The sequence below is a fragment of the Cnuibacter physcomitrellae genome (genome assembly GCF_014640535.1).
Classification (GTDB): domain Bacteria; phylum Actinomycetota; class Actinomycetes; order Actinomycetales; family Microbacteriaceae; genus Cnuibacter; species Cnuibacter physcomitrellae.
Map to the genome: position 1 here is coordinate 408699 of NZ_BMHD01000001.1, position 22209 is coordinate 430907.

The following is a 22209-nucleotide window of genomic DNA, read 5'->3' on the forward strand; positions in this document are numbered from 1 at the left end:
TCGTCCGCCCCTCTTCGTTAGGAGCCCCGTGAGCTTCACCGCCCCCATCCAGGCCCCAGGTCTCACACTCGACACCCAGTGGTATCGACGAGCGGTCTTCTACGAGGTGATGGTGCGGTCGTTCGTCGACTCGAACGGCGACGGGTTCGGCGACATCGCCGGGCTCATCTCCAAGCTCGACTACCTGCAGTGGCTGGGCGTGGACGCGCTCTGGCTGCCCCCGTTCTTCATGTCGCCGCTGCGGGACGGCGGATACGACGTGTCGGACTTCAAGGCCGTGCTGCCGGAGTACGGGACGGTCGAGGAGTTCCGTGACCTCGTCACGAAGGCGCATGAGCGCAACATGCGCATCGTGATCGACTTCCCGCTCAACCACACGTCGGACCAGCACGAGTGGTTCCAGCAGTCGCGCGAGGACCCGGACGGCCCGTACGGCGACTTCTACGTCTGGAGCGACACCGACGAGAAGTGGGAGAACATCCGCATCATCTTCGTCGACACCGAGGAGTCGAACTGGACGTTCGACCCCGTCCGCCGGCAGTTCTTCTGGCACCGCTTCTTCTCGCACCAGCCCGACCTCAACTTCGAGAACCCCGCCGTGCACGAGGCGATCTTCGACACGGTGCGGTTCTGGCTCGACATGGGCGTCGACGGCATCCGCCTCGACGCCATCCCGTACCTCTACGAGTCGGACGAGGGCAACGGCGAGGGCGAGCCGCTCACGCACGAGTTCATCGTGAAGCTGCGCGCGATGGTCGACCGCGACTACCCGGGCCGCATCCTGATCGCCGAGGCCAACCAGTGGCCGCGCGAGGTGGCGGCGTTCTTCGGCAGCGAGGAGGAGCCGGAGTGCCACATGGCCTTCGACTTCCCGGTGATGCCGCGCATCTACTACTCCCTCCGTTCGCAGAAGGCCGACGAGCTGGTGCGGATCCTCTCCGAGACGACCGACATCCCGCCGGGAGCGGCGTGGGGCACCTTCCTCCGCAACCACGACGAGCTCACGCTCGAGATGGTGAGCGAGGAGTACCGGCAGGCGATGTACGGCTGGTACGCCTACGACCCGCGGATGCGGTCCAACATCGGCATCCGCCGCCGACTGGCGCCCCTCCTCGACAACTCGCGGGCCGAGCTGGAGCTCGTGCACGCGCTGCTGTTCGCGCTGCCCGGCAGCCCCTTCCTCTACTACGGCGACGAGATCGGGATGGGCGACAACATCTGGCTGCCCGACCGCGACTCCTCCCGCACCCCCATGCAGTGGACGCCCGACCGCAACGCGGGCTTCTCCACGGCCGACCCCGGGAAGCTCTTCCTGCCCGTCGTGCAGTCGCTGGTCTTCAACTACACGCTCGTCAACGTCGAGAGCCAGCTGGCGCAGTCCCGCTCCCTCCTGCACTGGGTGCGGAACGTCGTGCACGTGCGGAAGGCGCATCCGGCGTTCGGGCTCGGCGCGCTGCGGGTCCTCGAGAGCACGAACGAGTCGGTGCTCTCGTTCATCCGCTCGTACGCGGGCTCGGACGACGTGCTCGGCGATCAGCCCGAGGACGTGCTGTGCGTCTTCAACTTCTCGCACAACCCCGTCTCCACCACGATCACCGCCCCGGAGTACGCGGGATGCCGGCTGTACGACCTGTTCGGGCACGCCGAGTTCCCCGCTTTCGACGACGACGGCGTGGTGCACCTGACCTTCGGCACGCAGGCCTTCTACTGGTTGCATGTGTCGAAACCCGACGAACGCATGCGGTGACTCGTGACGCTCGAGGTCACTCGAGCGACACTCCCGAAGTGGGCCACGAGGCTCGCGGTCTTCGACCTGGAGACCACCGGCATCGACGTCGAGACGTCGCGCATCGTGACGGCCAACGTGTCGATGCTCGACGAGCACGGTCAGGTCGTCGACCGGCATGACTGGATCGCCGACCCGGGGGTCGAGATCCCCGAGGGCGCGACCGCGGTCCACGGCATCACCACAGCGCAGGCGCGCGAGGTCGGCCGTCGTGCGGCAGATGTCGTCGACGAGGTCGTGTTCACCCTGCGCACGGTGCTCGCCGACTCCTACGCCGTGGTGGTCTACAACGCCCCCTACGACTTCACGCTGCTCGACCGAGAGTGCGCCCGGCACGGGATCCGGCCCCTCGGCGAGCCCGGAGCGGTGGTCGACCCGCTCGTCATCGATCGGCGCGTCGACCGGTACCGCAAGGGAAAGCGCACGCTCACCGCGGCGTCCGACCACTACGGGGTCACCCTCACCGACGCCCACAACGCCGGCGCCGACGCCATCGCCGCGGGCCGCGTCGCCCTCGCCATCGCGGAGCGCTACGCCGACGACCTCGCCTTCGACGCGGCCTCGCTGCATCGCGCGCAGGTCGACTGGCACGACGAGCAGTGCGCCTCGTTCGAGGACTACATGCGGCGCACGTGCGACCCTCACTTCACTGCCCGCCGCGGGTGGCCGCTCATCCCGATCCCGGCCCACCCGACGCTGTTCTGAGCGCGGCGTGAGTACGGCGTTCATGGCGGACACGGCCATGGTCGAGGCCAAGCGCGCGGCGGCCGCGCGGGGCATCCGCCGGTGCGGGATCTCCGGCGCCCTCGTGCTCGCGCTGTCGCCGCTGCTCATCCTGCTCGGCTGGAACGGGATCCCGGCGGGGGTGCTCGCGCTGATCTACGTCGTCGTGGCCGCGGTGGTCCTCACCCAGAACGTCGGTCGTCGTCGCCGGCTCGGGAGAGCGCTCGCGCTCCGGCCGTTCGTCGCGGTCGGCCCCGAGGGGTTGCTCTACGACGGCGTCGAGCATCCGTGGCCGACGATCCGCGCTCTGCTCCTGCTCGACATGCGGCACCAGCGCGTGCTGGCCCCGGGACCCGTGGGCGCCGCCCAGAGGACCGCTCTCGGCACGGGAGCCGCGACTCTCGGCTACCTCGTCGCGTTCGCCGACGACACCGAGGCGGTCGAGATCGACAACGCGCTCTCCTACGCCGACGCGGACGCGTTCGAGCTGGCCGTCCGCGCCGAGGCGGCGGCCGCCGGCGTCCCGCTCGACATCGCGACGACCACGAAGGAGTCGGCCGACTGGGGGATCAAGGTCGGCCTGGCGATGTCGGAGCTCCGCAAGGCCCGCCGCCGGTCCCGACGGCGTTGACGGCGCACGCAGAAGCGCCCCCGCCGAGGCGAGGGCGCTTCCGTGCTGTGCGTGTTCGGGAAGTGACTACTTGCCGAAGTTCTTGTAGCGCGAGTTGAACTTCTCGACGCGACCGGCCGAGTCGAGGATGCGCTGCTTGCCCGTGTAGAACGGGTGCGACTCGGACGAGATCTCGACGTCGATGACGGGGTAGGTGTTGCCGTCCTCCCACTCGATCGTCTTCTCGCCGGTCACGGTGGAGCGGGTCAGGAAGGTCGCGCCGGACGCGAGGTCGCGGAACACGACGGGGGCGTAGTCGGGGTGGATGTCAGTCTTCATCGGGGATCCTCAGGTGTGGTCTGGCTTGCGGGGGCGTTCCGGCTGGCCAGGATGTGTCAGGCGGGCTGCGAGGGCCCGTCGAGGCATCTGAGCCGTCGGGCGAACCAACACACGATCCTACCAGGCTCGGTCCGATCTGGCGAGTGGACGCGGCGGTCGGCTGCGCAGGACCTCAGGCGGCGCGGGCGGTGTAGCGCCCGTCCTCCTCCGTCACGGTGATGGGGAGGCCGAAGACCTCGGTGAGGTTCTCGGAGGTGATGGTCTCGCGCAGCTCGCCACTGGTCACCACTCCCCCGCGCGCGAGCAGCAGAGCGTGGGTGAAGCCGATCGGGATCTCCTCGACGTGGTGGGTCACCATCACGATCGCGGGGGCCTCAGGCGACTGGGCGTAGCCGCCGAGGAGCTGCAGCAGCTCCTCGCGGGCGCCGAGGTCGAGCGAGGCGGCGGGCTCGTCGAGGAGCAGCAGCTCGGGGTCGGTCATGACGGATCGAGCGATCTGCACACGCTTCTGCTCGCCGTCGCTCAGCGATCCGAACGCGCGGTCGCTGAGGTGGTCGAGGCGCCACTCGGCCAGCACGCGCTGGGCGCGGCGGAGGTCGATGTCCTCGTAGGTCTCGTTCCAGCGGCCGGTGACCGAGTAGGCGGCCGTGAGCACCACGTCCAGCACGCTCTCGTCGGCGGGGAACCGACGGGCCATCGCGCTCGACGCGAAGCCGACGCGCGGCCGCAGCTCGAACAGGTCGACCTCGCCGAGCCTGCCGTCGAGCACCTGGACGCTGCCGCTCGACGGGTGGTTCATCGCCGCGGCGATCTGCAGCAGGGTGGTCTTCCCCGCGCCGTTGGGCCCGAGCACCACCCAGCGCTGGTCGCCGTCGACCCGCCAGGTCAGATCGTTCAGGATGCGGTTGTCGCCGCGGACGACGGTGACGTCTTCGAGGTCGAGCACATCAGGCATGCCTCCCAGCCTAGCCGTGCGCCGCAGGCCCCGAGGGTCGGTCGGAGGGGGTGCCGCCTGGGAGTTCGGCCTGTGCCGACGGCCGGTGCGCGCACGGCCGCACCGGCCGCCTCATGAGGCGTCCGACCGGTCGCGGTCGCCCGCGTTCAGCCGATGAGTGAGCGGTAGATGGCGGCCGTCTGGTCGGCGATCGTCGACCAGCTGAACTCGGCCTCCGCGCGGGCGCGCCCGGCCAGGCCCATGCGCCTCGCCGACTCGGGGTCGGAGACGACGCGGGTCAGCGCATCCGCCATGTCGGCGACGAAGCGGTCGGGATCGAGCGGGGTGCCCGTCCCGTCCTGCTCCTGCTCGATCGGGACGAGCACACCCGTCACGCCGTCGACGACGACCTCCGGGATGCCGCCGGTCGCCGTGCCGACGACGGGCAGCTCGCACGCCATCGCCTCGAGGTTCACGATCCCGAGCGGCTCGTACACGGAGGGGCAGACGAAGACCGTCGCGGCGGTGAGCACGGCTGCGAGCTCGGGCTGCGGGAGGATCTCCTCGATCCAGATGATGCCCGTCCGCGTCTCCTGGAGCGCACGCACGGCGTTCGTCACCTCGGCCATGATCTCGGGGGTGTCGGGCGCACCGGCGCAGAGCACGACCTGGACGTCCGCGGGCAGACGGTCGATGGCGCGGAGCAGGTAGGGCAGCCCCTTCTGCCGGGTGATCCGGCCGACGAACACCACGGTCGGGCGGTCGGCGTCGATGCCGTGGCGGGCGAGCACCTCGGCGTCATGGACCGGACGCCACCTCTCGAGGTCGATCCCGTTGTAGACGACGGACACCTTCTCCTCGTCGAGCGCCGGGTACGAGCGCAGGATGTCGCGGCGCATGCCGCCGCTGACCGCGATGACGTGGTCGGCGGACTCGTACGCCTCGCGTTCGATCCACGACGAGACGCGGTACCCGCCGCCGAGCTGCTCGGCCTTCCACGGGCGGAGCGGCTCGAGGGAGTGCGCCGTGACGACGTGCGGCACGCCGTGGAGGAGCTGTGCCAGACGCCCGGCCGCATTGGCGTACCAGGTGTGCGAGTGCACGAGATCGGTGCCCTCGACCGCCTGCGCGATCTGCAGGTCGACGCCGAGCGTCTCGAGGCTGCCGTTCGCCCCCGCCAGCTCGGCCGGCGTGCGGTAGGCGAAGACGCCGGGCTCGTCGCGGGGCTCGCCGAAGCAGCGGACCGCGACGTCCATCCGGCTGCGGAGCTCCTTCACCAGCTCCGTGACGTGCACTCCCGCACCCCCGTAGATCGCGGGCGGATACTCCTTGGTCAGCACGTCGACTCGCATACCCCGAACGTTAGTACGCCGGTGTACAGCACACCATTAGGGTGGGTCTCATGGCAGCATCGAAGAAGATCTTCGGCATCGTCCTCGCGGGTGGCGAAGGGAAGCGGCTGATGCCCCTCACCGCCGACCGGGCCAAGCCGGGCGTCCCGTTCGGAGGCGGTTACCGTCTCATCGACTTCGCGCTGTCGAACCTCGTCAACTCGGGGCTGCGGCAGATCGTGGTGCTCACGCAGTACAAGTCGCACAGCCTCGACCGTCATGTGTCGCAGACCTGGAAGCTCGACGGGCTGCTGAACTCGTACGTCGCCTCCGTGCCGGCGCAGCAGCGCCTCGGCAAGCGGTGGTTCAGCGGATCGGCCGACGCCATCCTGCAGAGCCTCAACCTCATCCGCGACGAGGATCCCGACATCGTGGTCGTGGTCGGCGCCGACCACGTGTACCGGATGGACTTCAGCCAGATGATCGAGGCCCACATCGAGTCGGGTGCCGGGGCGACGGTGGCCGCGATCCGCCAGCCCATCTCGCTCGCCGACCAGTTCGGCGTCATCCAGCTCTCCGACTCCGATCCCCGCCGGATCTCCGAGTTCCTCGAGAAGCCGAAGGACCCGATCGGGCTCGCCGACTCCCCGGGCGAGGTCCTGGCCTCGATGGGCAACTACATCTTCGACGCCGACCAGCTGATCGAGGCCGTGATCCGCGACGGCGAGCGGCCCGAGTCGAACCACGACATGGGCGGCGACATCATCCCCGACTTCGTGTCGCGACAGAACGCCGCCGTGTACGACCTCAGCCGCAACGAGGTGCCCGGTTCGACCGATCGCGACCGCTACTACTGGCGCGACGTGGGGACGATCGAGTCCTTCTTCGACGCCCACCAGGACCTCATCTCCGCGCTGCCGGTGTTCAACCTGTACAACAACGAGTGGCCGATCTACACGCAGCAGCTCAACTCGCCCCCGGCGAAGTTCGTGCGCGACGCCAAGGGCAACCCGGGCATGACGGTGGAGTCGATCGTGTCGCTCGGCTGCCTCATCTCCGGTGCGCGGGTGGAGCGCAGCGTCCTCGGCCCCTGGTGCACCGTCGACTCGGGCGCGCTGGTCGAGAACTCGGTGTTCTTCGACCGCGTCCACGTCGAGCCGGACGCCGTCATCCGCCGCGCTATCCTGGACAAGAACGTCGTCGTGTCCGCCGGGGCGCAGATCGGCGTCGATCCCGAGCGCGACCGTGAACGGGGTTTCACGGTCACCGAGTCCGGCATCACCGTGGTCGGAAAGGGAGTTCGCGTCGTCCCATGACCCTCGTCGTCCTCGATGTCGACTCGACCCTGATCGAGAACGAGGTGATCGAGCTCCTCGCCGAGGCGGCGGGCTCCCTCGACGAGGTGGCGGCGATCACGCACCGCGCCATGAGCGGCGAGATCGACTTCGCCGAGAGCCTGCGTGAGCGCGTCGCCACCCTCCAGGGTCTGCCCGTGTCGTGCCTCGCGGAGGCGGGCGACCGGATCACCGTGACCGCCGGCGTGCCGGAGCTCGTCGACGGCGTGCACTCGTTGGGCGGCAGGATCGGCGTGGTGTCGGGCGGCTTCCACGAGCTCGTCGACCCGCTCGCCGCCTCGCTCGGGCTCGACCACTGGAGCGCCAACCGCCTCGAGGTCGCCGACGGGCGGCTTACCGGCCGCGTCTCGGGCCCGATCGTCGACGCCGAGGCGAAGGCCGCGGCGCTCCGCACCTGGGCCTCCGAGTCCGGCACCCCCCTCTCGCGCACCATCGCCGTCGGCGACGGGGCGAACGACCTCCGCATGATGGACGAGGCCGGCCTCGCCGTCGCCTTCTGCGCGAAGCCCCTCGTCCGCGCCCACGCCGACGTCTGCCTCGACACCCGCGACCTCTCCCAGCTCCTCCCCCTCCTCGGCCTCCGCGCCTGACCCGCCCCCTGGCGTCCGCGCCCCGCGCGTCGCCCGGCCGCCGCCACTTCGACACCGAATTCGGCGCACCTCCGCGCTATTCGCCGCACTTCCGCTGAATCGGTGTCGAGGCGACGGACATAGACGTCGGGAGCCTGGACCCCGGTTCCTGCACAGCGCGGGGTGAACCGACTTCCTCCACAGATCTCGTGGCGGCGGCCGGGCGCGCCCCGACGTCGGGGAGGCTACCGGAATGGATGTCGTGGAGACTCTCGTACGTCACGGAGGTGTGGCCCCGGTGGCGCTGCTCGCTGCCCGGGGGTGCAGCTCGGCGCAGGTGCGCGGCGCCGTTCGTCGCGGGCAGGTCTTCCACCCGAGACGCGGATGGATCGCTCTGCCCGAGGCGGATCCGATGCTCGTCTCGGCGGCCCGTTCGGGTGGACGAGTCACCTGCGTCAGTGCTCTGGCGCTGATGATGGTGCACACGCCCGGCAGCCCCGTCACCCATCTCCGGGTGCCCACGACCGCCCGCCGGCTGCCGTCGACCCCAGCGACGATCCACCGCTCCGACGTCGGGCGACCGGAGGACCCGATCGTCGACGGCATCGACGTGGCCCTCTCGATCGCGGTGCGCTGTCTGTCGCGGGACGATGCGGTCGCCGTGCTCGACTCGGTCGTCAACCTCCGGCTGCTGCGGCGCAGCGAGGTGGTCGACGTGCTCGCCGAGCTGCCGCAGTGCTACCGCGACTACGCGGGCCTCATCGACGGCGGGGCCCAATCCGGGATCGAGACGCGCTTTCGACTGGGGTGCAGAGCGCTCAACCTCCCGCTGCGCAGCCAGGTGCCGATCGGCGGCGTGGGGCGAGTCGACTTCGTCATCGGTGACCGACTCGTCGTGGAGGTCGACGGCCGTGAGACCCACGCGCCGGCCACCGCCTTCGCAGCGGACCGACGCCGCGACCTCGCGCTGAAGGAACGGGGATACCTCGTGCTGCGGCTCACGTACGCGCAGGTGATGTACGAGTGGCCCCGCGTGGCGGCGCTTCTCCGATCACTCGTCGCTCGACAGGAGCATCGTTGGGCGGCGCGGCACCGGCGCGCTGGGCTGGTCGAGCTGTAAGGGCGTCACTTCGGCACCGAAACGGGGGAAGCCCCGCCAATAGGGCGGGGCTTCCCGAGAATCGGTGTCCAGGTGACAACGTCAGCGCTTCGCGCGGGCGACGAGCTTCCAGGAGAGCGGGAGGGCGGCGCCGGCGACGAGGGCCTTGAGCACGTCTCCGACAATGAAGGGGTAGAGACCGCGCTGCAGCGTGGTGGCGAGGTCGAAGCCGGTGACGACGGCGAGCCAGGGCAGGGCGATCGCGTAGATGGTGACGCTGCCGGCGAGGAACGCGACGACCGCGCCCACGACCTTGCGGTCCCACTGGCGCTGGGCGAGCCAGCCCACGAGCGCAGCGGCGGCGATGAAGCCGACGATGTAGCCGCCCGTGGGGCCGAAGACGACCGAGGGGCCGTGCGACCAGTCGCTGAACCACGGGACGCCGATCACGCCGAGGAGGGCGTAGAGCGCCAGCGAGATCGCGCCGCGCGCGGCTCCGAGCGAGGCGCCGACGAGCAGCACCGCGAGGGTCTGGCCCGAGAAGGGCACCGGCCACATCGGGATCACCCACTGCGCGAGGAGTCCGGTCAGGCCGGCTCCGGCGGCGACCAGCACGATGTCTGTGGCCAGCGAGCGGCGGATGAGGCGGTCGGCGATGGTCGGACGCCCGGAGGCGAGCGAGACGGTCGACATGCGGTCTCCTGTCGTCGAGATTCGGCGGCGCTGCGACCGGGATGCCGAGCTGCAGCGGGTGCGCGTCGATTGCGCGGAGAGCGAGCATCCACGGTGGCGCCGGCCCTGCGAAATATACTAGAGCGCATCCCCCTCCCCACCGTTGTGGCAACGCAACGAAAGAAATGGACTTCGCCTGTGCTCGCCGTCACCGATCTCACCATCAGAGTGGGTGCGCGCACCCTGATGGAGGATGTGTCGTTCCGCGTCGCGGGCGGAGACAAGATCGGTCTCGTCGGCCGCAACGGCGCGGGGAAGACCACGCTGACCAAGGTGCTGGCGGGCGACCTGCTGCCGAACGAGGGGCAGGTCCAGCGCAGCGGCGAGCTCGGCTACCTCCCCCAGGACCCGCGGTCAGGCGACCCGGAGGAGCTCGCCCGCACGCGCATCCTCGACGCCCGCGGGCTGGGGTCCCTCGTGCTCGGGATGCAGGAGGCGTCGCTCGAGATGGCGTCCGACGATCCCGACGTGAGCGAGCGCGCCATGCGCCGGTACGGCAACCTCACCGACCGCTTCACGGCCCTCGGCGGCTACGCGGCCGAGGCGGAGGCGGCGTCGATCGCGTCGAACCTCAGCCTGCCCGACCGCATCCTCGACCAGCCGCTCAAGACCCTCTCGGGCGGCCAGCGCCGCCGCATCGAGCTGGCCCGCATCCTCTTCTCGGATGCGGAGACGCTGATCCTCGACGAGCCCACGAACCACCTCGACGCCGACTCCGTCGTCTGGCTCCGCGAGTTCCTCAAGGGGTACAACGGCGGCTTCATCGTGATCAGCCACGACATCGAGCTGGTGGGCGAGACGGTCAACCGCGTGTTCTACCTCGACGCGAACCGCCAGGTCATCGACGTCTACAACATGGGCTGGAAGAACTATCTCAAGCAGCGCGAGGCCGACGAGGAGCGCCGCAAGAAGGAGCGCGTCAACGTCGAGAAGAAGGCGAGCCAGCTCCAGCTGCAGGCCGCCCGCTTCGGCGCCAAGGCCTCGAAGGCCGCCGCCGCGCACCAGATGGTCGCCCGTGCCGAGAAGATGCTCTCCGGGCTCGAGGAGGTGCGCGCCGTCGACCGTGTCGCGAAGCTGCGCTTCCCGACGCCGGTCCCCTGCGGTCGCACGCCGCTCATGGCGTCGAACCTGTCGAAGAGCTACGGGTCGCTCGAGATCTTCACCGCGGTCGACCTCGCGATCGACCGCGGCTCGAAGGTCGTCGTGCTCGGGCTGAACGGCGCGGGCAAGACCACGCTGCTGCGCATCCTGGGCGGCGTCGACAAGCCCGACACCGGGCAGCTCGAGCCGGGCCACGGTCTCCGGATCGGCTACTACGCGCAGGAGCACGAGACGATCGACGTCAAGCGCTCGGTGCTCGAGAACATGATGTCGGCCTCGCCGAACCTCACCGAGACGGAGGCGCGCCGCGTCCTCGGCTCGTTCCTGTTCACGGGCGACGACTCGCACAAGCCGGCCGGGGTGCTCTCCGGCGGTGAGAAGACCCGACTGGCCCTGGCCATGATCGTCGTGTCGGGTGCGAACGTGCTGCTGCTCGACGAGCCGACGAACAACCTCGATCCGGCGAGCCGCGACGAGATCCTGGATGCACTGGCCCACTACGAGGGCGCGGTCGTCCTGGTGAGCCACGACGAGGGCGCGGTCGAGGCACTCAACCCTGAGCGTGTCCTCATCCTCCCCGACGGCGTCGAGGACCACTGGAACAAGGACTACGCCGACCTGATCAGCCTGGCCTGAGCCCGGCCCGCGGGCGCCGAGGTCTAGCCCCGCCCGTCCAGGATGTCGTCCTCGATGTCGGCGTCGCTGCGCCTGCTCGCGCGCTTCCGCGCCCGCTCGGCCGCGCGCTCCTGCTCGTCGGGATCGTCGGAGTTGAGCTGCCGGTACTCCTGGCGCGCGATGTAGCCGAGCGCGACGAAGCCGAGCAGCGCGAACACGAACCACTGGAACGCGTAGGACAGGTGCGGCCCCTCGTCGGGGACGGGCTTCTCCACGGCCACGGGACGGGTGGCGGGCGCCGGATCCTCGGAGGCCAGGAGACCGTACGCGCCCGTGTACGTGGGCTCCCCCACCTGCTGCTCGATCAGGGGCAGCTCGATCGTGGCGATCTGCCCGGGGGTCGCCCCGCGGGAGTCGAGGTGCGGCTCCCCCGCCTTGAGGCGCACCACGACCGTGACGGTGCCGGACGGAGGCGCGGGGACCGCATCCGGGGCGTCCTGGTCCTGTCCCGTCGGCAGCCATCCGCGGTCGACGACGAACACGTCGCCGTTGGACAGCTGCAGCGGCGTCAGGACCTCGAAGCCCGGGTTCCCGTTGAGGGGACGGTTGCGCACCAGCAGCTGGTCATCGACCAGGTAGGTGCCCGTCATGCTCACGGTCAGCCACTTCTGCGAGTCGTCCCAGGTGTCGAGCTCGGGCAGGGCCTCAGCCAGCGGTGTGGGGTCGGCGTCGAAGTTCGAGGCGACACGATCGATCTCGGTGAGCGCCTCCGCCCGCCGTGCGAGCTGCCAGAAGCCGAGGCTGACGCAGACCGACGCGAAGATCAGGGCGATCGCGAGATAGCCGGCCCAGCGCCTGCTGAGCAGGAACCTCCAGCCGATCACGTCGTCCCTCTCGCAGCGGCACCGATCGGCGCCGTCGACGCGGGGGCCTCGAGCGCGAGGACCTCGACGGGGAACGACCTCGACGAGAGGAAGCCCCGGAGGTACTCGACGTGCTCGTCGCACGCCAGCCACACCTTGCGGCGGTCCTCGGTGTGGATGCGCGGATTGCGCCACTCCACACGCCACGACGCATCCGCCGAGCAGCCAGCCCTGGAGCACTGGGTAGCCTGGGGCGCCCCGAGACCGATCACGAGGCCGTCCGCTCGTCATCGTCCCGCCCGCCGTCGGCGGGAGGGGGCGTGAAGCCGGCCGGCGGCATCCGATAGACCTGGATGGCACCCGGCCGCTCCGGACCTGCGACGCCGGTGTTCATCGTCTGGTTCGCGATGATGACCGCGATGTAGGGCAGCACGATGGCGCCGGCCGCGCAGAGCGCGACCGCCCACCACCACTGCAGCACGAAGAACACCGCGATGAGGCACACGATGCGGATGCCCATCACGATGAGGTACTTGATCATTCGGGTGCGGCGCTCATCCTCCGGGGAGCGAGGAAGGCTCGTCACCGACTGCTGCTGCTTCTTCATGCTCGCTTCTCGTCAGTGGATCCCTTCAAGAGTACGCCTGCTCCACTGCTCCTAAGCTGGTATGCGGCTCGGTCGCCCCCGACGCGCGGATGCGAGCCGACCGGCATCACCCCGAACGAACGAAAGGCGTCATCGTGACCCCCAGGACAGTGCTCATCACCGGAGGAAACCGAGGCATCGGATACGCCATCGCCGAGGAGTTCGTGGCCCAGGGCCACCGGGTCGCCGTGACCTCCCGCTCGGGCTCGGGCGGACCGGAGGGCGCGCTCACCGTGGCCGCCGACGTGACCGATGCGGCCTCGCTCGACGCGGCGTTCACGCAGGTGGAGCAGGAGCTCGGGCCGGTCGAGGTCGTGGTCGCGAACGCGGGGATCACGAAGGACACGCTCCTGCTCCGCATGACGGAGGACGACTTCACCGACGTGATCGACACGAACCTCACGGGCGCCTTCCGCACGGTGAAGCGCGCGTCGAAGGGGATGCTGAAGCAGCGCTTCGGCCGCGTGATCCTCATCTCGAGCGTGGTCGGCCTGTACGGCTCCCCCGGACAGATCAACTACTCGTCGTCGAAGAGCGCCCTCGTCGGCTTCGCCCGCTCGCTCTCGCGGGAGCTGGGCGGCCGCGGCATCACCGCGAACGTCGTCGCCCCCGGGTTCATCGAGACGGAGATGACCGCCGTCCTGCCCGAGGAGCAGCAGCAGGACTACAGGAAGAGCATCCCGGTCGCCCGCTTCGGGCAGGCCGAGGAGGTCGCGAAGGCGGTCGTGTGGCTCGCGAGCGACGACGCCGCGTACATCACCGGCGCGGTGATCCCCGTCGACGGCGGGCTCGGCATGGGCCACTGAGGCCTGACAGGGCCACACACACCGTCGCCTCGACACCGAAACACGGCAAGCCCCGCGATATTCGCGGGGCTTGCCTGTATTCGGTGTCGAAGCGACCGACGTTCGGCCTCAGATGGCGAAGCCGAGGGCGCGCATCATGTCGCGGCCGTCGTCGGTGATGCGGTCGGGGCCCCACGGCGGCATCCACACCCAGTTGATGCGGAAGCGCTCGACGATGCCGTCGAGGGCCTCGCCGGTCTGCTCCTCCAGCACGTCGGTGAGCGGGCAGCCGGCCGAGGTGAGGGTCATGCTGATGACGAGAGCGTCGAGCTCGTCATCCCAACCCAGGTCGTAGATGAGCCCGAGGTCGACGACGTTGACGCCGAGCTCCGGGTCCATCACATCCTTCAGGGCCTCTTCGACCTTGTCGAAGAGGGCGGGCTCGAGTGTGGTGACCATGACGTCAGCCTACGTTCGAGCCCGCGAGGAAGCGATCGTAGCCCTCGTTCTCGAGCTGGACGGCGAGCTCCGGCCCACCCTGCTCGGCGACGCGGCCGGCCACGAACACGTGGACGAAGTCGGGCTTCACGTAGCGCAGGATGCGGTTGTAGTGCGTGATGAGCAGGACGCCCGCGCCGGTGTTCTCCTTGGCGCGGTTGACGCCCTCGGAGACGATCTTGAGCGCATCGACGTCGAGACCGGAGTCGGTCTCGTCGAGCACCGCGAACTTGGGCTTGAGGAGCTCGAGCTGCAGGATCTCGTTGCGCTTCTTCTCGCCGCCGGAGAAGCCCTCGTTGACGTTGCGCTCCCGGAAGGACTTGTCCATCCGGAGCCCGGTCATCGCGGCGTCGACCTCCTTGAGCCAGGGACGCATCGCCGGCGCCTGGCCGTCGATCGCGGTCTTGGCGGTGCGGAGGAAGTTCGCGTTGGACACCCCAGGGATCTCGACCGGGTACTGCATGGCGAGGAAGAGGCCCGCGCGAGCGCGCTCGTCGACGCTCATGTCGAGCAGCTCCTGACCGTCGAGGGTGACGGAGCCGGACTCGACGTGGTACTTCGGGTGACCCGCGATGGCGTAGGCGAGCGTCGACTTGCCGGAGCCGTTGGGGCCCATGATGGCGTGGGTCTCGCCCTCGCCCACGGTCAGGTCGACACCGCGGAGGATCTGCTTGGTCCCCTGGTCGGTCTCGACGCTGACGTGCAGGTCTTCGATCTTCAGAGTGGACATGTCAGTTGATCACCTTCGTCTTGGTCGGGTCGATGTAGACGTCGCCGTCGACGATGGAGATCTCGTAGACGGGGACGGGCTCGTAGGCCGGCAGCGTGAGCGGCACGCCGGTCTCGAGCGAGAACTTGGAGCCGTGGGCCCAGCATTCGAGGGTGTCGTCCTCGACGAAGCCCTCGGCGAGCGAGATGTCGCCGTGCGTGCAGGTGTCGCCGATGGCGTGGCACTGCCCCGCGCTGTCCTTCACGAGCGCGATGGGTGCGCCGCCGACGACGACGCGCAGCGCCTGGTTCACGGGGACGTCGTCGAGCGAGCAGACCTTCTCGGCGCTCACTCGGCACTCTCCGCTGCAGTGGCGGACTCGGCGCGGATCGCGGCGAGCTCGTGCTCGATGGCCGCGGTCAGCCGCAGCTCGAGCGCCTCGGAGCCCAGCTGCTGCACGATCTCGGCGAGGAAGCCCTGCACGACCAGACGGCGCGCCTCCTCCTCGGAGATGCCGCGCGACTGCAGGTAGAACAGCTGCTCGTCGTCGAACCGACCGGTGGACGACGCGTGCCCCGCACCCTGGATGTTCCCGGTCTCGATCTCGAGGTTCGGGATGCTGTCGGCACGGGTGCCGTCGGAGAGCACGAGGTTGCGGTTCTGCTCGTACGAGTCGGTGCCGTCGGCGTGCGGGCCGATGAGAACGTCGCCGACCCACACGGTGTGGGCGCCGGCGCCGTGCAGCGCACCCTTGAAGGTGACGCGGCTGCGGGTGTCGGCGGCGACGTGGTTCACGTAGGGGCGCTGCTCGATGTACTGACCGCCATCGGCGAAGTAGAGGCCGAGCGACTCGACCGACCCGCCCTGCTCGACGAGCTGGAGCGACGGGTTGACCCGCACGACGCCCCCGCCGAGCGACACGATCGCGTGCTTCAGCCTGGCGTCGCGGCCGATGCGAGCGAAGTGGCTGGCGAGGTGCACCGCCGAGTCGTCCCACTCCTGCACGGTCACGACGGTGAGGTTCGCGCCGTCGCCGACGACGATCTCGACGTTCTCGCTGAGGTTCGCCTCGCCGGTGTGCTCGAGGATCACGATCCCGGACGACTGCGGCTCGGCGGTGATGACGGTGTGCGCCGCCCGTGCCTCGGTGCCCAGCCCGGAGACCCGGACGACGGAGTCGCCGGAGACGGACCCGGACACGCGGATGTGCAGGGCACGGGAGAACGACGACCAGGCGTTGGCCGAGGCGCGCTCCTCGGGGACCCCTGCCCCGCCGATCGCGGCGTCGTCGCGGTCGATCCAGGACAGCGTCACGCCGTCGGCGAGCTCGCTGGTGATCTGCTCCGAGAGCTCGGAACCGTCGAGCGTGCCCGACAGCAGCTGCGAGAAGCGCGCGACGGGCGCGAACTTCCACTCGAACTCGAGGCCCGAGACCGCTCCGAAGTCGTCGACCGAGGTCGACGTGAAGCGCTCGGAGCGCGTCTGGACGGGGACCAGGGCCCAGCCTCCGTCGGAGTGCGCCTGAGCGCCGTGCTGGGCGGGGGTAGCGGGTGTTGCCTCAGCCATGGTCAGCCGACGGATCCTTCCATGCCCATCTCGATGAGCTTGTTGAGCTCGAGCGCGTACTCCATGGGCAGCTCGCGGGCGATGGGCTCGATGAAGCCGCGGACGATCATGGCCATGGCCTCGTCCTCCGGCATGCCACGGCTCATCAGGTAGAAGAGCTGCTCCTCGGAGACCTTCGAGACGGTGGCCTCGTGACCGAGCTGGACGTCGTCGACGCGGATGTCGATGGCCGGATACGTGTCGGACCGGGAGATCGTGTCGACGAGGAGCGCGTCGCAGCGGACGGTGTTCGCAGAGTGGTGCGCCTTGGCGTCGACGCGGACCTCACCGCGGTAGCCGGCACGGCCACCGCCCCGGGCGATCGACTTCGAGACGATCGACGACTGGGTGTACGGCGCCATGTGGATCATCTTCGCGCCGGCGTCCTGGTGCTGGCCAGGACCGGCGAACGCGACGGAGAGCGTCTCGCCCTTGGCGTGCTCGCCCGCCAGGTAGATCGACGGGTACTTCATCGTGACCTTCGAGCCGATGTTGCCGTCGATCCACTCCATCGTCGCGCCCTCGTGCGCGATCGCGCGCTTGGTGACGAGGTTGTAGACGTTGTTCGACCAGTTCTGGATCGTGGTGTAGCGCACGCGGGCGTTCTTCTTCACGATGATCTCGACCACGGCCGAGTGCAGCGAGTCGCTCTTGTAGATCGGGGCGGTGCAGCCCTCGATGTAGTGGACGTAGCTATCCTCGTCGGCGATGATCAGCGTGCGCTCGAACTGGCCCATGTTCTCGGTGTTGATCCGGAAGTAGGCCTGCAGCGGGATCTCGACGTGCACGCCCTTCGGCACGTAGACGAACGAGCCGCCCGACCACACGGCGGTGTTCAGCGCGGCGAACTTGTTGTCGCCCGACGGGATCACGCTGCCGAAGTACTCCTCGAAGAACTCCGGGTGCTCGCGGAGAGCGGTGTCGGTGTCCATGAAGATGACGCCCTGGGCCTCGAGGTCCTCGCGGATCTGGTGGTACACCACCTCGGACTCGTACTGGGCGGCGACGCCGGCGACGAGGCGCTGGCGCTCCGCCTCCGGGATGCCGAGCTTCTCGTAGGTGTTCTTGATGTCCTCGGGCAGGTCCTCCCACGAGGTCGCCTGCTTCTCGGTGGAGCGGACGAAGTACTTGATGTTGTCGAAGTCGATGCCCGAGAGGTCGGCGCCCCAGGTGGGCATCGGCTTCCGCTCGAAGATGCTCATCGCCTTCAGGCGGTTCTTGAGCATCCACTCGGGCTCGTTCTTGAGCTTCGAGATGCGCGTGACGACCTGTTCGGAGAGTCCACGTTCAGCCGCCGCACCTGCGGCGTCGGGGTCCGACCAGCCGAACTCGTACACCCCGAGGTTCTCGAGCTCCGGTCGGTCGATGAGCACGTCTGACATGAGTGACTCCCTTCCTTGGCCTTCAACCGCCGGCAGGCGTCGGTCATTCCATCGTGCCGGGGAAGGCCCGCCGAACCCAGGGTCTGCGGAGGTTTCCGCGCCGATTCGGGTATCGGTGGCGATCGTCCTCCTGGCCAAGACGGCCTGGAAGAACCCCATGATTCTACAGGGGAAAGCGGGGCGAGCGGACGCTCAGCGCGAAACCGTGACCCGGGTCTCAGGGAGCGGGGACCCGCTCGGCGACGTCGGCGCGAACAGGGTCGGATGCGTGTCGAGCAGCACGCGCAGCGCGCCCACCCAGACCAGGGCGGACCCCAGGAGATGCAGCACGACCATCCACTCGGGCAGTCCGAGCAGCGACTGCGCCAGTCCGAGCCCCGCCTGGAGCACCACGATCGCGACGAACGTCGCCGACCGGCGCACCGCCAGCTGGGCGTCGGGCACCCGGAGGCACAGCACGAGCACCGCGATGCCGAGCACCAGGGTGGCCACGCCGAGGACGCCGTGGACGATCGTCACCTGCTCCCAGACGAACGCCATCCTGGGCACGTCGGCGGAGTCGCCGGAGTGAGGCCCGGATCCGGTCACCGTGGTCCCGACGATGATGAGGACGGCGGTCACGGCCACGAGGATCCAGGACAGGGAGCCGATCGGCCGGGGGAAGCGCACGGCGGCCGACTGGCCGCGATGCGCCCGGTGCCAGGTGAGCGTGGTCGTGGTCAGCAGGGCGGTCGCCATGATGAAGTGGAACGCGACGACGTAGGGGTTGAGCTCGACCAGCACGGAGATGCCGCCGACGATCGCGTTCGCGATGACGAGCCAGAACTGCGACCAGGCGAGCCGGGTCATGCTGCGGTCGCGCGGCTTCTGCAGCCGTGCCGCCACGATCGCCCAGCCCACGGCGAGGATCAGCACCCCCGTCAGAGCACGGTTCGTGAACTCGATGACGCCGTGGATGCCGAGCTCGGGCGTCGTGGCCAGGGAGCCGGTGTCGCAGGCGGGCCAGGTGGGGCAGCCGAGGCCGGATCCGGTGACGCGCACCACACCACCGGTGACGATGATCAGGATGCTCACGAGCAGCGACGCCGTCGTGCCCCAGCGGAGCGCACGGGGGCCGAGCGTGACGCGCGCGGCGAGCCAGCCGAAGGGGGTCGTCATCAGAACTGCAGGAAGGGCACGAGCGGGTCGATGGCGACCGCGAGGAAGAGCAGGGTGAGGTAGGTGATCGACCCGTGGAAGACGCGCATCGGCTTCACCTCGAGGTCGCGGATCGACCGATTGTAGAGGCGGTGCGACTCGTAGAGGAACCAGGCGCCCGCGATGATCGCCGTCGCGCTGTAGATGAGGCCCATGTGCCCCACCGGGATCAGCAGCAGCGAGCAGGCCACCATCGCCCAGGCGTACAGGATGATCTGGAGGCCCACGACCACACGGCCGCGCACGACCGCGAGCATCGGGACCCCGGCGGCCTTGTAGTCGACGCGGTACTTCATCGACAGCGGCCAGTAGTGCGGCGGCGTCCAGAGGAAGATCACGCCGAAGAGGATCAGCGCCTCCCACGACAGCGAGTCGGTGACGGCCGCCCAGCCGATGAGCACGGGCATGCAGCCCGCGGTACCGCCCCACACGATGTTCTGAGGCGTGCGGCGCTTCAGCCAGAGCGTGTAGACGAAGACGTAGATGAGCATCGCGCCGAGCGAGAGCGCAGCGCTGAGCAGGTTGACGAACACGCCGAGGACCACGATCGACAGCACGCCGATGGTCCAGGCGAAGACGAGCGCCTCGCGGTCGCTGAGCACTCCCGTGACGAGGGGGCGCTTCGACGTGCGGTTCATGACGCGATCGATGTCGCGGTCGATGTAGCAGTTGAACGCGCCGGCGCTGCCCGCGCTGAGCGCGCCGCCGACGAGCGTCCAGAGGATCAGCCACAGGTCGGGGATCCCGCGCTGGGCGAGGATCATGACCGGGACGGTCGTCACGAGCAGGAGCTCGATGACCCGCGGCTTCGTCAGCTCGAAGTAGGCCTTGACCTTGTCGACGGGTCGGACGGGGGGACGCTCCACCCGGCTGGGTGCCGCTACGTCCATCGACCTCATCCCGTCCTTCATCGTCCCCGGGAACCCAGTCTATGGGATGTATACACGTGCTCCGGTCCGACCGGATCTCGAGGGTGTCCCTGAGAGGGCAGTCAATCCCCCGCCATTGTGGGAATGTTCACGCAGTCCGCACGTTATGCGTCCATATACTTGTCAGCAGCGACACAGGCGTGGTGATTCGTGAGCCCACGTGCTTCGCGTCGGGGGCCCAGGAGGCAGTGGCCTCGCCCTCGACGGGATCGTCTCGCTGTGTAGACAAGGATGCGGCCCGCACGTTGCCGGCCGCGACGCAGAAGGGTGCACGAACTCGTGGCAGCACTGCAATGGGACTCCATTGACGACAAGGCAGTAACGACGGCCAAGATCCTCGCGGCGGACGCCGTGGAGAAGGTCGGGAACGGGCATCCGGGTACCGCGATCAGTCTCGCTCCCGCCGCCTACCTCCTCTTCCAGAAGGTCATGCGGAAGGATCCGGCCGACCCGACGTGGATCGGCGCCGACCGCTTCATCCTCTCGGTGGGCCACTCCTCGCTCACCCAGTACGTGCAGCTCTACCTCGCCGGCTACGGCCTCGAGCTCGACGACCTCAAGGCGCTCCGCACCTGGGGCTCCCTCACGCCGGGGCACCCGGAGTACGGCCACACCAAGGGCGTCGAGATCACGACCGGTCCGCTCGGCCAGGGCCTGGCGTCCTCGGTCGGCTTCGCCTACGCGCAGCGCTACGAGCGCGGCCTGTTCGACCCGAACGCCGAGCCCGGCACCAGCCCGTTCGACCACCACACCTACGTCATCTGCGGCGACGGCGACATGCAGGAGGGTGTGACGAGCGAGGCCTCCTCGCTCGCCGGCCACCAGCAGCTGGGCAACCTCATCGCCATCTACGACTCCAACCAGATCTCGATCGAGGACGACACCAACATCGCCTTCACCGAGGACGTCCGCGCTCGCTACGAGGCGTACCACTGGCACGTGCAGGTCGTCGACTGGAAGAAGACCGGCCAGTACGTCGAGGACGTCCAGGCGCTCTACGAGGCGATCGAGGCCGCGAAGGCCGAGACCAGCAAGCCGTCGCTCATCATCCTCAAGACGATCATCGGCTGGCCGAGCCCGAAGAAGCAGAACACCGGCAAGATCCACGGCTCGGCGCTGGGCGGTGACGAGCTGAAGGGCCTCAAGGAGGTCGTCGGCTTCGACCCCGAGCAGTCGTTCGTCGTCGCCGAGGACGTCATCGAGCACACCCGCGGCGCCATCGCCCGCGGCTCCGAGCTCAAGGCCGAGTGGCAGAAGGGCTTCGACGCCTGGGCCGCGGCCAAGCCCGAGAAGAAGGCCCTGTTCGACCGTCTCGAGGCCGGTGAGCTGCCCGACGACATCGAGAGCGCGCTCCCGGTGTTCGAGGCGGGGAAGGACTCCTCCACTCGTTCGGCCTCCGGCAAGGTGCTCAACGCCCTCGCCGAGAAGCTCCCGGAGCTGTGGGGCGGCTCGGCCGACCTCGCCGAGTCGAACAACACCACCATCGAGTCGGCGGCGTCGTTCGTGCCCAGCGAGCACTCCACCCACGAGTGGACCGGCAACGAGTACGGCCGCGTGCTGCACTTCGGCATCCGCGAGCACGCCATGGGCTCGATCATCAACGGCATCACGCTGCACGGGAAGACCCGCCCCTACGGCGGCACCTTCCTCATCTTCAGCGACTACATGCGTCCCGCCGTCCGTCTGGCCGCCCTCATGCGCGTGCCGTCGATCTTCGTCTGGACGCACGACTCCGTCGCGCTCGGCGAGGACGGCCCGACGCACCAGCCGATCGAGCAGCTCTGGGCGCTCCGCGCCATCCCGAACCTCGAGGTGGTCCGCCCCGGCGACGCCAACGAGGTCGCCTACGCCTGGCTCGAGCTGCTGCGTCGTCACCGCGACCCGGCCGGCATCGCGCTGACCCGCCAGAACATCCCCGTCTTCCCGCGCGGCGAGGGCGAGGCATCGGGCGACACCTTCGCCAGCGCCTCGAACGTCTCGAAGGGGGCGTACATCCTCGCCGAGGCGCCGAACGGAACGCCGGACGTGATCTTCCTCGCCACCGGATCCGAGGTGCAGATCGCGGTCGAGGCCCGCCAGGAGCTGGCGAAGGAGGGCGTGAACGCCCGCGTCGTCTCGGTGCCGTGCCTGGAGTGGTTCGAGGAGCAGCCCGCGGAGTACAAGGAGCACGTGCTCCCCGCCTCCGTCAAGGCCCGCGTCTCGATCGAGGCCGGACTCGAGCTCGGCTGGCGCAAGTACATCGGCGACCACGGGCGCGCGGTGTCGATCGAGCACTTCGGCGCCTCCGCCGACTACAAGACGCTGTTCCGCGAGTTCGGCATCACCACCGAGGCGGCCCTCGAGGCCGCCAAGACCTCCCTGGCCTCCCTCTAGGCCGGCCGAAGACGAATCAAGAGGAGTA

The 22209-nt window shown here is 69.2% G+C and carries 23 protein-coding genes; 9 read left to right on the plus strand and 14 right to left on the minus strand.

Annotation, left to right across the window (positions count from 1 at the left end; genetic code table 11):
• Positions 1-28: 28 nt before the first annotated feature.
• From treS to IEX69_RS02005, 3 genes are read left to right on the plus strand one after another with little or no spacing between them, the layout of a single operon-like run.
• Positions 29-1747, plus strand: a complete 1719-nt coding sequence (gene treS / locus IEX69_RS01995) for a maltose alpha-D-glucosyltransferase (RefSeq protein ID WP_085019466.1) — start codon at positions 29-31, stop codon at positions 1745-1747.
• Between the two features lie 3 nt (positions 1748-1750).
• On the plus strand, positions 1751-2491 hold the full coding sequence (locus IEX69_RS02000) for a 3'-5' exonuclease (protein ID WP_085019467.1): 741 nt from the start codon (positions 1751-1753) through the stop codon (positions 2489-2491).
• Positions 2492-2513: 22 nt separating this feature from the next.
• Positions 2514-3140, plus strand: a complete 627-nt coding sequence (locus tag IEX69_RS02005; RefSeq protein WP_157127160.1) for a hypothetical protein — start codon at positions 2514-2516, stop codon at positions 3138-3140.
• A gap of 66 nt (positions 3141-3206) precedes the next feature.
• Here IEX69_RS02005 and IEX69_RS02010 read toward each other — a convergent pair whose 3' ends face one another.
• The 3 genes from IEX69_RS02010 to glgA all read right to left on the minus strand — a co-directional run bounded on the left by IEX69_RS02010 (position 3207) and on the right by glgA (position 5744).
• Positions 3207-3458 (minus strand): type B 50S ribosomal protein L31, encoded by a 252-nt coding sequence (locus tag IEX69_RS02010; RefSeq protein ID WP_085019469.1) that lies wholly within the window; start codon positions 3456-3458, stop codon positions 3207-3209.
• Between the two features lie 172 nt (positions 3459-3630).
• Entirely contained in the window at positions 3631-4413 is a 783-nt protein-coding gene (locus IEX69_RS02015) for an ABC transporter ATP-binding protein (RefSeq protein WP_085019470.1), read from the minus strand.
• A 146-nt stretch (positions 4414-4559) separates the two neighbouring features.
• Positions 4560-5744: a glycogen synthase gene (gene glgA / locus IEX69_RS02020; RefSeq protein WP_085019471.1), complete on the minus strand. Its 1185-nt coding sequence runs from the start codon at positions 5742-5744 to the stop codon at positions 4560-4562.
• Between the two features lie 50 nt (positions 5745-5794).
• Between glgA and glgC the strand changes: the two genes are divergently transcribed.
• From glgC to IEX69_RS02035, 3 genes are all read left to right on the plus strand, one after another.
• Positions 5795-7039: a glucose-1-phosphate adenylyltransferase gene (glgC, locus tag IEX69_RS02025; protein ID WP_085019472.1), complete on the plus strand. Its 1245-nt coding sequence runs from the start codon at positions 5795-5797 to the stop codon at positions 7037-7039.
• Positions 7036-7668 (plus strand): phosphoserine phosphatase SerB, encoded by a 633-nt coding sequence (gene serB, locus IEX69_RS02030; protein ID WP_085019473.1) that lies wholly within the window; start codon positions 7036-7038, stop codon positions 7666-7668. The genes glgC and serB overlap by 4 nt, the downstream gene beginning before the upstream one ends.
• 277 nt (positions 7669-7945) lie before the next feature.
• Complete coding sequence (locus tag IEX69_RS02035) at positions 7946-8767, plus strand: endonuclease domain-containing protein (RefSeq protein ID WP_174604433.1); 822 nt, start codon at positions 7946-7948, stop codon at positions 8765-8767.
• Positions 8768-8848: 81 nt separating this feature from the next.
• Here the strand turns inward: IEX69_RS02035 and IEX69_RS02040 are convergent, their stop codons facing one another.
• Positions 8849-9439, minus strand: a complete 591-nt coding sequence (locus IEX69_RS02040; RefSeq protein WP_085019475.1) for a biotin transporter BioY — start codon at positions 9437-9439, stop codon at positions 8849-8851.
• Between the two features lie 177 nt (positions 9440-9616).
• Between IEX69_RS02040 and IEX69_RS02045 the strand changes: the two genes are divergently transcribed.
• A complete protein-coding gene (locus IEX69_RS02045; RefSeq protein WP_085019476.1) occupies positions 9617-11215 on the plus strand; it encodes an ABC-F family ATP-binding cassette domain-containing protein in 1599 nt (532 codons plus the stop codon).
• Between the two features lie 23 nt (positions 11216-11238).
• Here IEX69_RS02045 and IEX69_RS02050 read toward each other — a convergent pair whose 3' ends face one another.
• From IEX69_RS02050 to IEX69_RS02060, 3 genes are read right to left on the minus strand one after another with little or no spacing between them, the layout of a single operon-like run.
• Entirely contained in the window at positions 11239-12078 is an 840-nt protein-coding gene (locus IEX69_RS02050) for an SURF1 family cytochrome oxidase biogenesis protein (protein ID WP_085019477.1), read from the minus strand.
• Positions 12075-12329 (minus strand): hypothetical protein, encoded by a 255-nt coding sequence (locus IEX69_RS02055; protein ID WP_085019478.1) that lies wholly within the window; start codon positions 12327-12329, stop codon positions 12075-12077. The genes IEX69_RS02050 and IEX69_RS02055 overlap by 4 nt, the downstream gene beginning before the upstream one ends.
• The gene (locus tag IEX69_RS02060; RefSeq protein ID WP_085019479.1) at positions 12326-12664 is read right to left on the minus strand and encodes a DUF3099 domain-containing protein; all 339 of its coding nucleotides are present in this window, start codon (positions 12662-12664) and stop codon (positions 12326-12328) included. Before IEX69_RS02060 ends, IEX69_RS02055 begins: the two co-directional genes overlap by 4 nt.
• 131 nt (positions 12665-12795) lie before the next feature.
• On the opposite strand from IEX69_RS02060, the gene IEX69_RS02065 reads away from it, so the two are divergent.
• On the plus strand, positions 12796-13509 hold the full coding sequence (locus IEX69_RS02065; protein ID WP_157127444.1) for a beta-ketoacyl-ACP reductase: 714 nt from the start codon (positions 12796-12798) through the stop codon (positions 13507-13509).
• Positions 13510-13617: 108 nt separating this feature from the next.
• Here the strand turns inward: IEX69_RS02065 and IEX69_RS02070 are convergent, their stop codons facing one another.
• The 7 genes from IEX69_RS02070 to IEX69_RS02100 form a co-directional block, all read right to left on the minus strand.
• Entirely contained in the window at positions 13618-13947 is a 330-nt protein-coding gene (locus tag IEX69_RS02070; RefSeq protein WP_085019481.1) for a metal-sulfur cluster assembly factor, read from the minus strand.
• Between the two features lie 4 nt (positions 13948-13951).
• On the minus strand, positions 13952-14716 hold the full coding sequence (sufC, locus tag IEX69_RS02075; RefSeq protein WP_085019482.1) for a Fe-S cluster assembly ATPase SufC: 765 nt from the start codon (positions 14714-14716) through the stop codon (positions 13952-13954).
• A 1-nt stretch (position 14717) separates the two neighbouring features.
• Positions 14718-15047 carry a non-heme iron oxygenase ferredoxin subunit gene (locus IEX69_RS02080; protein ID WP_085019483.1) on the minus strand — a complete coding sequence of 110 codons (330 nt, stop codon included), beginning with the start codon at positions 15045-15047 and terminating at the stop codon, positions 14718-14720.
• Positions 15044-16261, minus strand: coding sequence for a Fe-S cluster assembly protein SufD (gene sufD, locus IEX69_RS02085; protein ID WP_085019484.1), 1218 nt, complete (start codon positions 16259-16261; stop codon positions 15044-15046). Before sufD ends, IEX69_RS02080 begins: the two co-directional genes overlap by 4 nt.
• Before the next feature lie 2 nt (positions 16262-16263).
• On the minus strand, positions 16264-17682 hold the full coding sequence (gene sufB / locus IEX69_RS02090) for a Fe-S cluster assembly protein SufB (RefSeq protein WP_085019485.1): 1419 nt from the start codon (positions 17680-17682) through the stop codon (positions 16264-16266).
• 192 nt (positions 17683-17874) lie between these two features.
• A complete protein-coding gene (locus IEX69_RS02095) occupies positions 17875-18840 on the minus strand; it encodes a COX15/CtaA family protein (RefSeq protein WP_085019486.1) in 966 nt (321 codons plus the stop codon).
• Positions 18840-19769, minus strand: a complete 930-nt coding sequence (locus IEX69_RS02100) for a heme o synthase (protein WP_085021432.1) — start codon at positions 19767-19769, stop codon at positions 18840-18842. Before IEX69_RS02100 ends, IEX69_RS02095 begins: the two co-directional genes overlap by 1 nt.
• A gap of 318 nt (positions 19770-20087) precedes the next feature.
• On the opposite strand from IEX69_RS02100, the gene tkt reads away from it, so the two are divergent.
• A complete protein-coding gene (gene tkt / locus IEX69_RS02105; protein ID WP_085021433.1) occupies positions 20088-22181 on the plus strand; it encodes a transketolase in 2094 nt (697 codons plus the stop codon).
• Positions 22182-22209 lie beyond the last annotated feature (28 nt).